At 65.8% G+C, this 14,514-nt stretch carries 18 protein-coding genes; 9 read left to right on the forward strand and 9 right to left on the reverse strand.

Features of this window, described 5'->3' with window-relative positions:
- Window positions 1–129 precede the first annotated feature (129 nt).
- From LH128_RS09670 to LH128_RS32080, 4 genes are read right to left on the reverse strand one after another with little or no spacing between them, the layout of a single operon-like run.
- Window positions 130–1,557, reverse strand: coding sequence for an NAD(P)(+) transhydrogenase (Re/Si-specific) subunit beta (locus LH128_RS09670; protein WP_008829439.1), 1,428 nt, complete (start codon window positions 1,555–1,557; stop codon window positions 130–132).
- Complete coding sequence (locus LH128_RS09675; protein WP_008829440.1) at window positions 1,557–1,841, reverse strand: NAD(P) transhydrogenase subunit alpha; 285 nt, start codon at window positions 1,839–1,841, stop codon at window positions 1,557–1,559. Before LH128_RS09675 ends, LH128_RS09670 begins: the two co-directional genes overlap by 1 nt.
- A 1-nt stretch (window position 1,842) precedes the next feature.
- Window positions 1,843–2,985, reverse strand: coding sequence for an NAD(P) transhydrogenase subunit alpha (locus LH128_RS09680; protein WP_008829441.1), 1,143 nt, complete (start codon window positions 2,983–2,985; stop codon window positions 1,843–1,845).
- 13 nt (window positions 2,986–2,998) lie between these two features.
- On the reverse strand, window positions 2,999–3,124 hold the full coding sequence (locus LH128_RS32080) for an aa3-type cytochrome c oxidase subunit IV (RefSeq protein WP_081798950.1): 126 nt from the start codon (window positions 3,122–3,124) through the stop codon (window positions 2,999–3,001).
- A gap of 211 nt (window positions 3,125–3,335) precedes the next feature.
- Here LH128_RS32080 and LH128_RS09685 point away from each other — a divergent pair, with 211 nt between their 5' ends.
- The gene (locus tag LH128_RS09685; RefSeq protein ID WP_008829442.1) at window positions 3,336–4,754 is read left to right on the forward strand and encodes a sigma-54-dependent transcriptional regulator; all 1,419 of its coding nucleotides are present in this window, start codon (window positions 3,336–3,338) and stop codon (window positions 4,752–4,754) included.
- 50 nt (window positions 4,755–4,804) lie between these two features.
- Window positions 4,805–5,260 (forward strand): nuclear transport factor 2 family protein, encoded by a 456-nt coding sequence (locus tag LH128_RS09690; protein WP_231958214.1) that lies wholly within the window; start codon window positions 4,805–4,807, stop codon window positions 5,258–5,260.
- An 82-nt stretch (window positions 5,261–5,342) separates the two neighbouring features.
- Here LH128_RS09690 and LH128_RS09695 read toward each other — a convergent pair whose 3' ends face one another.
- The 4 genes from LH128_RS09695 to LH128_RS09705 all read right to left on the reverse strand — a co-directional run bounded on the left by LH128_RS09695 (window position 5,343) and on the right by LH128_RS09705 (window position 8,489).
- On the reverse strand, window positions 5,343–5,699 hold the full coding sequence (locus tag LH128_RS09695; RefSeq protein ID WP_008829444.1) for a hypothetical protein: 357 nt from the start codon (window positions 5,697–5,699) through the stop codon (window positions 5,343–5,345).
- Between the two features lie 224 nt (window positions 5,700–5,923).
- Entirely contained in the window at window positions 5,924–7,036 is a 1,113-nt protein-coding gene (gene folP, locus LH128_RS09700; RefSeq protein WP_008829445.1) for a dihydropteroate synthase, read from the reverse strand.
- A 40-nt stretch (window positions 7,037–7,076) separates the two neighbouring features.
- On the reverse strand, window positions 7,077–7,229 hold the full coding sequence (locus LH128_RS33295; protein WP_156799761.1) for a hypothetical protein: 153 nt from the start codon (window positions 7,227–7,229) through the stop codon (window positions 7,077–7,079).
- 126 nt (window positions 7,230–7,355) lie between these two features.
- Window positions 7,356–8,489 carry a site-specific DNA-methyltransferase gene (locus LH128_RS09705; protein WP_008829446.1) on the reverse strand — a complete coding sequence of 378 codons (1,134 nt, stop codon included), beginning with the start codon at window positions 8,487–8,489 and terminating at the stop codon, window positions 7,356–7,358.
- Window positions 8,490–8,833: 344 nt separating this feature from the next.
- On the opposite strand from LH128_RS09705, the gene LH128_RS09710 reads away from it, so the two are divergent.
- On the forward strand, window positions 8,834–8,992 hold the full coding sequence (locus LH128_RS09710) for a hypothetical protein (RefSeq protein ID WP_155986203.1): 159 nt from the start codon (window positions 8,834–8,836) through the stop codon (window positions 8,990–8,992).
- Here LH128_RS09710 and LH128_RS09715 read toward each other — a convergent pair.
- Window positions 8,989–9,621: a ribonuclease HII gene (locus LH128_RS09715; RefSeq protein ID WP_051211457.1), complete on the reverse strand. Its 633-nt coding sequence runs from the start codon at window positions 9,619–9,621 to the stop codon at window positions 8,989–8,991. The genes LH128_RS09710 and LH128_RS09715 overlap by 4 nt on opposite strands.
- A gap of 10 nt (window positions 9,622–9,631) precedes the next feature.
- Here LH128_RS09715 and LH128_RS09720 point away from each other — a divergent pair, with 10 nt between their 5' ends.
- From LH128_RS09720 to LH128_RS09745, 6 genes are all read left to right on the forward strand, one after another.
- Window positions 9,632–10,798: a PQQ-dependent sugar dehydrogenase gene (locus LH128_RS09720; protein ID WP_008829448.1), complete on the forward strand. Its 1,167-nt coding sequence runs from the start codon at window positions 9,632–9,634 to the stop codon at window positions 10,796–10,798.
- Between the two features lie 52 nt (window positions 10,799–10,850).
- Entirely contained in the window at window positions 10,851–11,381 is a 531-nt protein-coding gene (locus LH128_RS09725; RefSeq protein WP_008829449.1) for a GNAT family N-acetyltransferase, read from the forward strand.
- 84 nt (window positions 11,382–11,465) lie between these two features.
- Window positions 11,466–12,011: a DUF1285 domain-containing protein gene (locus LH128_RS09730; RefSeq protein ID WP_008829450.1), complete on the forward strand. Its 546-nt coding sequence runs from the start codon at window positions 11,466–11,468 to the stop codon at window positions 12,009–12,011.
- Window positions 12,008–12,628: a CoA pyrophosphatase gene (locus tag LH128_RS09735; RefSeq protein ID WP_036524645.1), complete on the forward strand. Its 621-nt coding sequence runs from the start codon at window positions 12,008–12,010 to the stop codon at window positions 12,626–12,628. The genes LH128_RS09730 and LH128_RS09735 overlap by 4 nt, the downstream gene beginning before the upstream one ends.
- A complete protein-coding gene (locus LH128_RS09740; protein WP_008829452.1) occupies window positions 12,621–13,796 on the forward strand; it encodes a CCA tRNA nucleotidyltransferase in 1,176 nt (391 codons plus the stop codon). The genes LH128_RS09735 and LH128_RS09740 overlap by 8 nt, the downstream gene beginning before the upstream one ends.
- Window positions 13,793–14,437 (forward strand): retropepsin-like aspartic protease family protein, encoded by a 645-nt coding sequence (locus LH128_RS09745; protein WP_008829453.1) that lies wholly within the window; start codon window positions 13,793–13,795, stop codon window positions 14,435–14,437. Before LH128_RS09740 ends, LH128_RS09745 begins: the two co-directional genes overlap by 4 nt.
- The last annotated feature ends 77 nt before the right edge of the window (window positions 14,438–14,514 follow it).

Below are 14,514 nucleotides of genomic sequence, written 5' to 3' on the forward strand. Positions count from 1 at the left end.
GCGTGTCCGGTCAGGCTGCATTTCTTCCCGAGCGGCGAGTACCGGACGGACGGCTATAGAGCGCAGCGCTCGCCGCCCGGAATGGCGAAAACGGGTGGCTAGGCGCCATCCAAGTAACGACACCCTACCTCAATCCGCCAGCGCCTTGTTGATGTCCTCGACCATCTTCTTGGCATCGGCCAGCAGCATCATCGTCTGGTCCATGTAGAATACGTCGTTGTCGACGCCGGCATAGCCCTGTCCGCCCATCGAGCGCTTGATGAAGAAGATCGTCTTGGCCTTATCAACGTCGAACACGGGCATGCCGTAGATCGGCGATGACTTGTCGGTCTTGGCCGCCGGGTTCACCACGTCATTGGCGCCGATGATGAAGGCGACGTCGGCCTGGGCGAACTCGCCGTTGATGTCCTCCAGTTCGAAGACCTCGTCGTAAGGGACGTTGGCTTCGGCCAGCAGCACGTTCATATGTCCGGGCATGCGCCCTGCGACAGGGTGAATGGCGTATTTCACGCCCACGCCATGCTTCTTGAGCTGGTCGCCCATCTCGCGCAGCACGTGCTGGGCCTGTGCCACGGCCATGCCGTAGCCGGGGATGATGATGACGTTCTCCGCCTCCTTCATCAGAAACGCCGCGTCCTCTGCCGAGCCGCGCTTCCACGGGCGTTGTTCCCGGGCCTCGCCGCCGCCCGCGCCCGCTTCCGCGCCGAAGCCTCCGGCGATGACGGAGAGGAAGCTGCGGTTCATCGCCTTGCACATGATGTACGACAGGATCGCGCCCGAGGAACCGACCAGCGCCCCCGTCACGATCATCGCGGTGTTGTGCAACGTGAAGCCCATCGCCGCCGCCGCCCAGCCCGAATAGCTGTTGAGCATCGAGACGACGACCGGCATGTCCGCTCCGCCGATCGGGATGATGAGCAGGAAACCGATCGCGAAGGCCAGCCCGACGATCACCCAGAACAGCGGGTTCTCTCCGGGCCCGGCGGCGCCGGAATGCGCGAACAGCGCCGTCAATACGAGGATCGCGCCCAGCGTGCCCAGGTTGATGACATGGCGCGCGGGGAGCAGGATCGGCGAACCGCTCATGTTGCCGTTGAGCTTGGCAAAGGCGATGACCGACCCGGAAAACGTGATCGCGCCGATCGCCACGCCCAGCGCCATTTCGACCCGGCTGACGGGCAGGATGTTGCCGTCGGCGCCGAGAATGCCGAAAGCCTCAGGGTTGAGGAACGCCGCGGCCGCCACCAGCACCGCAGCCAGCCCGACCAGCGAGTGGAATGCGGCCACCAGTTGCGGCATGTCTGTCATCTTGATGCGCCGGGCGATGACGAAGCCGACACCGCCGCCGATGGCGATGGCGCCCAGAATTTCCGGCAGGCTGGCGACCTCGTGCGTCACCAGCGTCGTCACCACGGCGATGCCCATGCCGACCATGCCGTAGCGGTTGCCCCTCCGGCTCGTCGCCGGCGATGAAAGGCCGCGCAGAGCGAGAATGAAGCAGACACCGGCGATCAGGTAGGCGACCGCGACCCAGGGACTGACGGAGTGCGCCTCCATCACTTGCGGTCCTTCTTCTTGTACATCGCCAGCATCCGCTCGGTGACGGCGAAGCCACCGAAGATGTTGACGCTGGCCAGCACCACCGCGCCCAGCCCCAGCCACTTGCCGATCGGCGAGCCCGAAGCCGCGCTCGCCACCAGCGCGCCGACGACGATCACCGAGGAGATCGCGTTGGTCACCGCCATAAGCGGCGTATGCAGCGCCGGGGTGACGGACCACACGACGTAATAGCCCACGAAGCAGGCCAGCACGAAGATCGACAGGATAGAAACGAAGTCCATGCTAGCTGTCCTGCCTCTGCAGCCTCGGGTGAACCACTTGGCCACCGCGCGTGAGGCGCACCGCGTCACCGATCTCCGCGTCGAGCACCGGGCCGCCCTGCTCCTTGTCCCAGAACGCGGAGACGAAGTTGAACAGGTTGCGCGCATAGAGCGCCGAAGTATCCGCGGGCAGGTGCGCGGGCGTATTCGAATAGCCGATGATCTTCACCCCATGGCGTTCGATCACCTGGTCCGGCACGCTCCCCTCGACGTTGCCGCCTTGCGGTGCGGCAAGGTCGAAGATCACGCTGCCCGGCTTCATCGAGGCGACCTGCGCGTCGGTGACGAGGCGCGGCGCCGCGCGGCCAGGGATCAGCGCGGTGGTGATGACGATGTCCTGCTTGGCGATGTGCGCCGAGACGAGTTCCGCCTGCGCGCGCTGGTACTCCTCGCTCATCTCGCCCGCATAGCCGCCCGAGCCCTCACCCTCGATCCCGGCGACGCTCTCGACGAAGATCGGCTTGGCGCCAAGCGACTGGATCTGCTCCTTCGTGGCCGAACGCACGTCGGTGGCGGAGACCTGCGCGCCCAGCCTGCGGGCGGTCGCGATGGCCTGAAGCCCTGCGACGCCGACGCCCATGACGAAGCACCTGGCGGCGCTGACCGTGCCCGCCGCCGTCATCATCATCGGGAAGGCCCGGCCATAGGCATCGGCCGCCGCCAGCACCGCCTTGTATCCGGCAAGGTTTGACTGGCTGGAGAGAACGTCCATCGACTGCGCCCGCGTGATACGCGGCATCAGTTCCATCGCCAGCACTTCGAGTCCGGCTGCCGCATAGGCATCCACGCGTGCGCGCTGGCCGAACGGATCGAGGATCGCAACCACCCATGCGCCGGATGCGACGCTGCCGAGCAACGCAGGATCAGGCCCCTGCACCGCGAAAACGATGTCCGCTCCCGCCAAGACCGAATCGACGGGACCTACTTCGGCCCCGGCTGCGCGATAGTCCGCGTCGGAAATACTGGCGGAAAGCCCCGCTCCGGCTTCCACCGCCACGAGGGCGCCGAGGGCAGAGAGCTTGCGCACGGTCTCGGGTGTGGCGGCAACCCGGGTTTCGCCGGTCGCGCGTTCGGCGAGGACCGCGATCCGCCGCTGAGGGGTCAAACTCGCGGCCCGCTCAGGAGGCGATCAGACCGACGACCAGCGCTGCAATGACGATGATGACCCCGGTGCTCCAGGTGGCGGCCTTGATGAAGCCGTTGTAGGTCTCGGTCGCGGCCTTGATGTCGTTACCCGAAGCCATTGTCTCTTTTCCCCAAAACTGTTTGCTTTCCAGTGGACACTAACCGGGCCGGGCTTGCCGCTCAAGGGCGAAGAAGGTCCATGACGGCGTCACTAACCGATCATGAACATCCGGTTCCGCGCGTTCCAACCGCAGCCTTAATCCGCTCTTTACCCGTTTGCCGTAAGTTCAAGTTCCAGAAAGCGAAGAGGCGACACGAAGCGACACCACCATGGCGGACCTTGACCAGCGCCTCCTCATGCTCATCGACGATGAGCCGGCCCAGAGCCGCCTGATCTCCGCACTCGCCTCGCGCGAGGGGTGGCGTACCCTGATCGTGCGCGATGCCGAGACGGCGATCGCCACGCTCGGCACCCGGCAGGGCATGCAGCTTTCGGCAATTATCCTCGACCAGTGGGTGCCCGGCGACGACGCCTGCGCGCTGATTTCCGAGCTTAAGGCCCGCCGTCCGGCCCTCCCGATCCTGATGCTGACCGCCAGCACCTCGCCGCTGCTTGCGGTGGAGGCGATGCGCGCGGGGGCGACCGATTACCTCGTCAAGCCGGTCGCGCCCGACCGGCTGATGCACGCCCTGCGCTCTGCGACGACGCGCGAGGCACCGCGCGACGAGCTTGCGCCGCTGACCGAGAAGATGCCGTCCAACCCCGATTTCGAATCGATGATCGGCGCGGCGCCCAACTTCCGCAAGGCGCTGGCCGTCGCCGCCAAGGCCGCGCGCGGCCATTCTCCGGTGCTGATCGAGGGCGAGAGCGGATCGGGCAAGGAAATGCTGATCCGCGCGATGCACGCCGCCTCGCCGCGCTCGCGCATGCCGCTGCGGATCATCAATATCGGCGGCGTACCAGCCAACTCCATCGAGTCGGTCCTGTTCGGCCATGAAAAGGGCGCCTTCCCCGGCGCATTCGATCGCCAGATCGGCGCGCTCCAGCACTGCGACGGCGCCACCCTCGCCCTCGACGAGATCGACCGGCTGCCCGAATCGGTACAGGAACGCCTGCTCGAAGCGGTGAAGAAAGGCGACTGTCGCCCGATCGGTGCCCGCCACTCGTTCCGGGTGGACGTGCGCCTGATCGCCGCGAGCAACCTCCCATTGGCGGACCTTTCCGACCAGGGCCACTTCATGCCCGAACTGCTAACGGCGCTGTCGCCCACCAAGGTCCTGCTGCCGCCGCTTCGCGAGCGGACGGGCGATATTCCCGCCCTCACCCGCTTCTTCCTCGCCCGCATCGGCGAGCAGCCGGGGCTTCGCGAACTGGGCATCGCCGACGGCGCGCTCTCGTTGCTGGCCGCCTACGATTGGCCGGGCAACGTGCGCCAGTTGCAGGCGGTGCTGTTCCGCGCAGCCGTGTTCTGCGACGGCGATGCGCTGACTTCGGAAGATTTTCCGCAACTTCTCAACATATTGGGCACAGGGTTGTCCACAGCCCCCCAGATGCCGGAAAGCTCCGGCGTCATGCTCTACACCGCCGACGGCAACTTGCGCCCGCTCGATGAGATAGAGGCCGACGTCATCCGCCTTGCCATAGGCCTTTACCGTGGCCGCATGACCGAAGTGGCAAGGCGTCTCGGCATCGGGCGCTCCACCCTTTACCGCAAGCTGTCCGAGCTGGGCATCGACAACGCCGCCTGATCTGTCCAGACTTCCCGCATAGGAACGTGGGAGAGGTGGACGTGGATACGATGGAACGCCTCGCCGCGATCGAGGCCATCAGGCAAGTGAAGGCCCGGTATTTTCGCGGCGTGGACGATCGCAATTCAGCGCTCGTCCGCTCGATCCTCGCGGAGGACTGTGTGCTCGACTATCGCGGGTGCTGCACCGACCCGGCCAGCGGCATCGACCACCTCCCCGCCATGAACAAGGTGATGGAAGGCCGCTTGAACTGGCCCGACGCTCGTGAAACGGGCGGCCCGCACATGGTCACCGTGCATCAGGGCCATGACCCCGACATCACCGTTGAAAGCGAGACCGCCGCCAGCGGGATATGGGCTTTCACCGACCGGCTGTTCCTGCCGCCGGGCGGCCCTTTTACCCGGTTGACCGGCTGGGGACGTTACCATGAAACCTACGTACGAAACGACGAGGGCTGGAAACTGCGCACCACCCGCATCGAACGGCTGCGCGTAGAAGTCGCATGATGGATTGGAACACCTATGAAAACCGGGGCCGCGCCAGAAGCGCGACCCCGGTTCGTTGTCCGGGGGGACTGTTCAAAAAGGCTCAGAGACCCTCGATCATGACCGAGGGGATACGGTAACCGCGCTTCGCCATGGCCTTGGCGTAAGTGCCGCGTTCGTGCCGCAGTTCGCTGCCATATTCCTCCCAGGCGTCGCGCTGATCCTCGATGTCGCTGGCCTTGCGCAGATCGGTGGCCAGCTCCTTCTGGCTCTCGTTCACGTTCGCGCGGTAGTTGAACCAGTGCTTGCCCTCGATGCCGCCGATCGGCGTCTGGATGATGCGGTTCTCCTCGACGCGGGCGACCCGCTCCTCGTACATTGCCGGCACGACGGCCATGGCGGTAGCGGGAACGATGGCGAGCGCCACGGCAGCGGCGCGGATGATGATGGTCTGCTTCATGGGTGAATCCCCTTTGTCGCTTTCCAGTGCGAGGCGGAATTGCCTCACTGTCGGAAGGACAAACGGTCACGAATGCAATTTTCGTCAGGCGAAAGGACGAAACGAGCATTCAGCGGGACGTTTTGCAGTGCAGCACCGGGTTGTGATGACAGGGTCACAGAACTCGGACCTGCCGTTCATCCGGCAGAAACCTGCGGTTCATGCCTCGTCCAGATTTGTAACGGCTATTGCGGCAATTGTGAGAAGTCGGTCAGCGCGGCATCGCGCAGCCCCCTCCACACACGCGCGGCCTGTACCGTTTCCGGCACGTCATGGACCCGCAGGATGTGTGCACCGGCATCCATGGCCTTCACCGCAAGCGCCACCGAGCCGCCGAGCCGCTGGTGCGCGGGCGCCTCGTTAGAGAGCGCCCCGATCATCCGTTTGCGGCTGACGCCCACCAGCAGCGGCTGGCCGAGCGCATGGAACAGCGGCAGCGCGTTGAACAGCGTCAGGTTTTGCCCCAGCGTCAGCCCGAAGCCGAACCCCGGGTCGATGATGATCCTGTCAGCCGGGATTCCCGCCGCCACGCAGGCATCGCGCCGCGCCTCCAGCCAGTCGAACACGTCGAGCACGACGTCGTCGAAATCGGCACCCGAATGCAGGTCCTCGGCCTTGCCCGGCGCATGCATCAGCACCACCGGAGCGCCGGACTCGGCCGCCAGTTGCAGGCTGCGCGGATCGTAGCGGAGCGCGGAGACGTCGTTGATGATGTGTGCGCCCGCCGTCAACGTCGCTTCCATCACGGCGGGGCGGCGGGTATCGACGCTGATCGCCGCGCCCATCGCGGCGAGCCGCTCGACCATCGGCACGACCCGCTTGAGTTCGTCGCCCTCCCATACGGCCGCCGCTCCGGGACGGGTGGATTCTCCGCCAAGATCGACGATCGCCGCGCCCGCCTCCAGCATGGCCGAGGCATGGGCGGCGGCGACTTCGAGATTGTCGAGAAACCTGCCGCCGTCGGAAAAGCTGTCGGGCGTCATGTTGAGGATGCCCATGACTTGCGGCTGCTCGAACCGGATCGTCCGCGCGCCGCACTGGATCGGCGCATGCACCTTGCGCAAGTTCGCCCACTGCGCCTCTGCCATGGCGCCGAGGTCGGCGGGGAGCGCGGCCAACGCAGCGGGCATCTGCGAGGCGGACACCCGCTCGCGCGCGATAACTTTGCCACCTTCCCGCAGGATCAGCGCGAAGCGGCTCGCCCAGACCATCGCCCCGCCGAGACGCACGGCCCCGCCCTCCTCGCTCTGCGGGCTGTCGGCGAGGGCGATCGGGCGGATATAGAGTTTGCGGGTCATGACCGCGCCTTAGCTCGGGTCACGACGATAAGGAACCAACTCAGTTCCCGAGTTCGAGGCCCCTTTCCAAACGCTCAACACGCTCTTTCAAGGCGTCGAGCCCGTGCCGGTCCTTGATCTGCTCCTCATAAGCATGAGCGTTATCACAGCCGATGCGCGCAATCATCGATTCCAGCAAACCGAGACGTGTCATGATCTCCCGGTCGCGCTCACGCGCGGCCGATTGTTCGGCCTGAATTTTCTTCAGCGGCTCGAGTAGCAGATTTTCGACGTTCTCGGTCTACCGGATAGACAGCATCAACCCAGGCGCTGCGCCACCTCACGGCTCCGTCGCGAGCAGGTACAGCTGGCGGATCGCGTCGATCGGCTTGATCTGGCCTTCGTGCTCCAGGTGCCAATAGGTCCAGCCGTTGCACGAAGGCGCGCCCTGCAGGTCCTTGCCGACACCATGGATCGAACCGTTGAGGTCGCCCGACACCAGCGAGCCGTCCGCACGCACGGATGCAACGTGGCGGCGCTTCTTGTCGAACAGTTGCGTGCCCGGCTGTATCCAGCCCGTCTCGATCAGCGTGCCGAACGCCACCTTGGGCGCGGTGCGCTTGGACTGCATGGTCTTGAGCGCGCTCTCGTCGAGCGGCAGCGCCATCTCGATGCGCTCCAGCGCGGCTTCGCGGTAGTTGCTCTCGCGCTCGCAGCCGATCCACTCGCGGCCGAGGCGCTTGGCAACGGCGCCGGTGGTGCCGGTGCCGAAGAACGGGTCGAGCACGACGTCGCCCTTGTTGGTCGTCGCCAGCATCACACGGTAGAGCAGCGCTTCCGGCTTCTGGGTCGGGTGGACCTTGCGGCCACCCTTCTTCAGACGCTCGGCTCCGTTGCAGATCGGCAGCACCCAGTCCGAGCGCATCTGCAATTCGTCATTGAGCGTCTTCATCGCGCGGTAGTTGAAGGTGTACTTCGACTTCTCGCCCATGCTCGCCCAGATCAGCGTCTCGTGCGCGTTGGTGAAGCGGGTGCCCTTGAAGTTGGGCATCGGGTTCGCCTTGCGCCACACGATGTCGTTGAGGATCCAGAACCCCATGTCCTGCATGATCGCACCGAGGCGGAAGATGTTGTGATACGACCCGATCACCCACAACGAACCCTCGGGCTTGAGCACGCGGCGCGCCTCGGTCAGCCAGTCGCGGGTGAACTGGTCGTAGGTCGCGAAGCTGGAAAACTTGTCCCAGTCGTTCGTCACCGCGTCGACGTGGCTGCCGTCCGGGCGTGCGAGGTCGCCGCCGAGCTGCAGGTTGTACGGCGGATCGGCGAAGACCATGTCCACCGAAGCGTCGGGAATGGTACGCATCGCCTCGATGCAGTCCCCGGTCAGGATGCGGCCGAGCGGAAGCAGCTCCTTCGGGGTGGGCGCAGGCGCCCGTGCCCGAATGCGTTCCTTGACCAAGATCTGACCCATGACTGCTCCGATGAGATAAACTGTGGATATGACCCCCTAAGTGATTCATCCGAGACTCGCCGTCAAGCCGCGACTCGTGGTGAATCCTTGTGATTCACGTGTTCAGCCAAGCGGAACAAAACGAATCCGGCACTACATCTTGAGTCGCCGCGAATCGCCATGACTCAAGATGTAGTGGGTGTGACTCACGCGACTCGTGGATAACTTTTTGTCACACCCCGGAATTGATAGTGCAGTTTTATGCAACACCCATCCGATACGTTGCATTTGCAGCAATCGGCCGTGAAGCCCAAATGACCCTCGATGCTGCAGCGCAGCAAGCACATATCCATAAAGGTCGTCAGATGTTTTCGCTTATCTCACTCTACTTCTCGTATCGCCGCGACGTGCTCCTTGCCGAGCGCTACGTCGCCGGTCTGGCCGAGAAGCCCGCGCAGGACGCCGCCGTTCCGGAGGCCAGGATCGAGGCACCGAAGTCCGAAGACCTCGCGCTCGCAGCCTAAAGCAGCGTGAGTTGAGCCACTGGAGCGAAGCTGCGCCGGTGATGCGGGGTGGGCCCATGCTCTCGCAGTGCAGCAAGATGCTGCGGCGTGCCGTAACCGGCATTGCGCTCCCACCCGTAATGCGGATGCACCAGCGCAAGATCGCGCATCAGGCGGTCCCGGTGCTCCTTGGCGATGATCGATGCCGCCGAGATACAAGGCTCGATCGCATCCCCGCCGACGATCGCGCGGGCATTCCAGCGCCATTCCTCGCGGCGACCATGCGGCGTCATGTTGCCGTCCACCAGCACCTCGTGCGGCTCCTCGCCCAGCGTAGCACATAGCGCCGCCACCGCGCGCGTCATCGCCAGCATCGTCGCGCCGAAGATGTTGAGGCGATCGATATCCTCCACATCGACCACGCCGACCGCCCAGCGGCACCGGCGCTTGATGGTTGCCTCCAGTTCGGAGCGGCGCATCGCGGAAAGCTTCTTGGAATCGTCCAGTCCGGAGGGGCGCGGCTTGCAGAGCATGACCGCGCCTGCAACAACCGGCCCTGCAAGCGGGCCGCGACCGGCCTCGTCGACACCGATCACGTAACGTTTCGTTGCCGAAGGCACGCTCGGGGAACTCGTGAAAGGTGCAAGCATTGGGCTCGGCATGTTCGCAAGACGTCTCCTTTTCGCCCTATCGCCGCTGGCGCTAACACTCGCAAGCTGCGGCAATGCCGCCACCGGGGAAAAGGCGCCTGCCTCCGAAGCCGGCACGCCCTTCAAGGTGGAAACGCTCGCGCAGTTCGACGAACCCTGGGCCATGGCCTTCGACGAAGGCACCGGAACGCTGGTCGTGACCGAAAAGAAGGGTACGATCCGTTTGCGCGCGCCGGACGGTCGCATCAGTGAAGTGAAGGGCGTTCCCAAGGTCGATTACGGCGGCCAGGGCGGCCTCGGCGACTTCGTGTTTGCGCCGGGCCAGACGGAAACCACGCTGGACCACCGCATCGTGTACCTCAGTTGGGCTGAAGCCGGACCGGGCGACACGCGCGGCGCGGCAGTGGGCAAGGCCGACCTCGTCTGCAATGGTGCAACCCAATGTGCGCTGCAGAACCTCAAGGTGATTTGGCGCCAGACGCCCAAGGTTGCCGGGCGCGGCCACTACTCGCACCGGCTGCGCTTCTCGCCCGACGGTAATTACCTGTTCGTGGCGTCCGGAGAGCGGCAGAAATTCACGCCCGCACAGGATCTCGGCACCAACCTCGGCAAGGTCTTGCGCCTGCTGCCGGACGGCACGCCGGCTCCAGGCAATCCCTGGGCCGACAAACCCGCGCCGACCAACCAGATCTGGTCCTACGGCCACCGCAACATTCTCGGCCTGGCTTTCGATGCGCAGAGTCGGTTGTGGGACCTAGAGCATGGCCCCGCCGGCGGCGACGAGTTGAACCTCGTCAAACCGGGCGCCAATTACGGCTGGCCCCTAGTGTCCGACGGAGATCATTACGACGGCCGCCCGATCCCGCGCAATTCGACGCGCCCCGATCTCGCGCAGCCTGCAATCAGCTGGAATCCCGTGATCGCGCCGGGCGACTTCATCTTCTATAGCGGAGACCTCTTCCCCGGATGGAAGGGGCAGGCGATCATCACGGGTCTGGTCGCCACCGGCCTCGTGCGGGTTTCGATCGACGGGACCAAGGCAACCGAGGAGACCCGCTATCCAATGGACAACCGTATCCGCGAAATCCGGCAAGCCCCGGACGGCGCGATCTGGCTGCTGGAGGATGGCGAAGGCCCCGAAAGCGGCCACCTGCTGAGGCTCACCCCGGCGGGCTGAAAACCCGAATTGAATCGACAAACCGCGGCGCGCCACCTATCGCGCGCGCGCCATGACCCAGATCCATTCCGAAGCCGCCACGATCATTCCGCTCGACAATGTCGATCCCGCGCTCGTCGAAGCGCTGCTCGACGCCGCGTTCGAGCCGGAGCGCCACAAGCGTACGGCCTACAAAGTACGTGAAGGCACGGACTGGCTGCCGGCGCTCAGCTTTGCCGCGCTCGACGCCTCCGAGATGCTGGTCGGCACGATCCAGTGCTGGCCGGTCGCGCTCAACACGCCCGAAGGGCGTCCCTTCCCGATGATCATGGTCGGCCCGGTCGCGGTGATGCCCGGCCATCAGGGCATGGGCTATGGTCAGGCTTTGATGTCGACCAGCATGGCCAGCATCGACGACCGCGCGCCGCTGCCGCAGGTCATGATCGGCGATCCCGAGTATTACGGCCGCTTCTGGGGCTTTTCCAACGAGGGCACCGAGGGCTGGGAACTGCCCGGACCGTTCGAACGGCGCCGTCTGCTGGTGCGCTGCGCCAACATCGCCGTTCTGCCCGAGCGCGGCATGCTGGGTCCTTGGCTCCGCTGAACGCGCAGGGTCGCAGTTGAGCTTGCGGCACCACGAGCCACACTGGACCTTGGCGCGCGAGGCCCTATCTGGCATCGCGAGACGATGCCTTATGAACCTCCCCCCGAACTTGCCGCGCTGAGCCTGGACGAGGTGGCCAGGCTGGTCGCCGCGCGCAAACTCCCGCCGGTCGATCAGTGGTCGCCCGCCGAGACCGGCGACAGCGAGATGCGCATCGCCGCCGACGGCCGCTGGTTTCATCAGGGCGGCGAGATCCGCCGGCCGGCGATGGTCCGCGCCTTCGCCTCGCTGCTGACTTGTGACGCAGACGGGCAGCACTGGCTGGTCACGCCGGTCCAGAAGCTCTCCATCGAAGTCGAGGATGCGGCGTTTATCGCGATCGACGTCAAGCGCGAGGGGGGCACCCTCGCCTTCCGCCTGAACACCGACGACCTCGTCATTGCAGGGCCGGACCACCCGATCACGGCGGAGGGCGATACCGAGACACCCGCGCTGTACGTCGCGGTCCGCCATGGCACGCGTGCGAGGCTCAATCGCAGCACTTACGCGCAACTGGCGGAGATCGCGCTGGAAAGCGACGATCTGTCGGTGACGAGCAACGGCGCCCGCTTCGCGCTGGTCCCCGCATGAGCGCATTGTACGATAAGGTTTCTCGCCGCCTCGAGGCGGGCCACGCCGACGCGCCGCCGCGCCTGTGGAGCGATCCGCGCATCCACGACATTGCGCGGTTCACCCCCGCCGCCGTGCTTATCGCCATAACCGAGCGCGAGCGTCCCGGTATACTGCTGCTCCATCGGCCTTCGAACATGCGCGCGCACCCGGGCCAGATCGCCTTTCCCGGCGGCCGCATCGACCCCGGCGAAGATGCCGTCGAGGCAGCCCTTCGTGAAGCGAACGAGGAACTCGGCATCCGCACCGGCGACGTCCGCGTCATCGGCACCAGCGACGTCTACCGCACCGGCAGCGGCTACGAGATCACGCCGGTCGTCGGGATCGTCCCCCCCGATCTCGAAATCCGGCCCAACCCCGCCGAAGTCGCGCAGTGGTTCGAGGTTCCGGTCGATTTCGTGCTCGATCCCGCCAACCAGGCGACCCGCAATGTAGAGTTCGAGGGGCGTCGCCACAGTTTCATCGAGATCGTCTGGAACGACACCCGCCAGGACCACGTCATCTGGGGTGTCACCGGGGCTATCCTCCACAACCTTGCCGGTCGCCTGAACTGGCTCGAAAGATCCTCGAATGCCTGAAACCCTGAATGCGCCGTGGATGCACCGCGAAGACCTCCTCGGTCTCGTCGCCGCGCTGGGCGAGGGCAATGCCCGCTACGTCGGGGGCGCGGTGCGCGACACGCTGCTGGACCTGCCGGTCAAGGACATCGACATGGCCACGGTGCTTCTGCCAGAGGCGGTGATCGAGCGCCTCGATGCCGCCGGCATCCGCAATGTCCCCACCGGCATCGAACACGGCACGGTGACCGCCGTGCTTCCCCACGGCCCGGTGGAGATCACCACGCTGCGCCACGATGTCTCGACCGATGGCCGCCGCGCCACCGTGGCCTTCGCCGAAGACTGGCGCGAAGATGCGGCGCGGCGCGACTTCACGATCAATGCACTTTACGCCGATCCGCAAGGCGGCGAAATCCACGACTGGTTCGACGGCCTCGCCGACCTCTCTGCCCGCCACGTGCGCTTCATCGGCGATGCCCGCCAGCGCATCCGCGAGGATCACTTGCGCATCCTGCGCTACTTCCGCTTCCAGGCCCGCTTCGGCTCCTCGCCTGCGGATACCGAAGCGGAAGCCGCCTGCTCGGAACTGGCTGCGACGCTCAAGGGCCTCTCGCGCGAGCGGGTGGGCATGGAGACGATGAACCTGCTCGGCCTTCCCGATCCGGCGCCGACGGTACAGCGGATGCGCGAACTCGGTGTACTTGAGGTCATCTTGCCGGAAGCCGATCCGGACGCCCTCGCCGTGCTCGTCGCGGCCGAGCGCATGCAAGGCATCGCGCCCGAGGCGATCCGCCGACTGGCAGCGCTGCTGCCGCCGCAACCCACACTGGCCGAGCAGGTCGCCGCGCGATTCCGCCTTTCCGCAGCACAGAAGAAGCGCCTCGCCCTCGCCGCCGCTCGTGAGGGATCGCCCGGAGAGCCGCGTGCGCTCGCCTATCGTCTCGGACGGGATCGCGCGCTGGATCGACTGCTGATCGCAGGCGCGGACGTCTCGACACTCGCAGGCTGGGAAATACCGACGATGCCGCTCAAGGGCGGACAGATCGTCGCACGCGGGGTAGGCGCAGGGCCTGATGTGGCGCGTATTCTACGCCGGGTCGAAGACCGCTGGATCGCCGAAGGCTTCCCACAAGGCGAGCGCGTCGATGTCCTGCTCGACGAGGTTCTGGCGGAGGAACCGCTGGCGTGAATCTCGACGAGCTGACCGGCTTCCTGATCGGGCAGCCGCTGCTGTCGCTGACGATCGCGGCGATCCTGCTCGCGGTCGCTGCCGGTATGATTGCCGCGGGGAACCCCCGGCTGGGGCGGATTATGCGCAACTGCGCCTACCTCGGCCTGATCGCCGCGCTGCTGCTCACGGTAGCGGAACTGGCTGGCCACAACGGCCGGTCAGAGGCGGCGCTCTGGCTCGACGCCACCCGCCCGGCAGAGATCGTCGGCAAGGAAACCGTCGTCGCCATGCGCGCAGACGGGCATTTCTGGGTCGAGGCGCAACTGAACGGCGAGCCGGTCGAATTCCTGATCGACACCGGGGCTACGTATACGGGCGTCTCGCAGCGTGTAGCGCAAAGGGTCGGCATCCAGCCCGATCCGGAGGATCGCGGCATGATCCTGGAGACCGCCAACGGCTCGATCGTCGCTCGGCGCGGCACGGCGGATTCGCTGGGCTTCGGCGGGATCGAGGCGAATGCCCTGACTGTCGCCATCGGCCCCGACACCGAGGTCGATACCAACGTCATCGGCATGAACTTACTTTCGCAGCTGGCAGCCTGGCGGGTTGAGGGCAACCGCCTCATTCTGACGCCGAAAACCCCATCGCCCCGGACCTGATCCGGGCCCAACTTACGTCGCCTCGCGCGCCTTGCTTGCCGCCCGCCCTCGCCTAAAGAGGCACTAGGCCCGGACGA

It is taken from the genome of Sphingomonas sp. LH128, assembly GCF_000293195.2.
Lineage (GTDB): Bacteria > Pseudomonadota > Alphaproteobacteria > Sphingomonadales > Sphingomonadaceae > Novosphingobium > Novosphingobium resinovorum_A.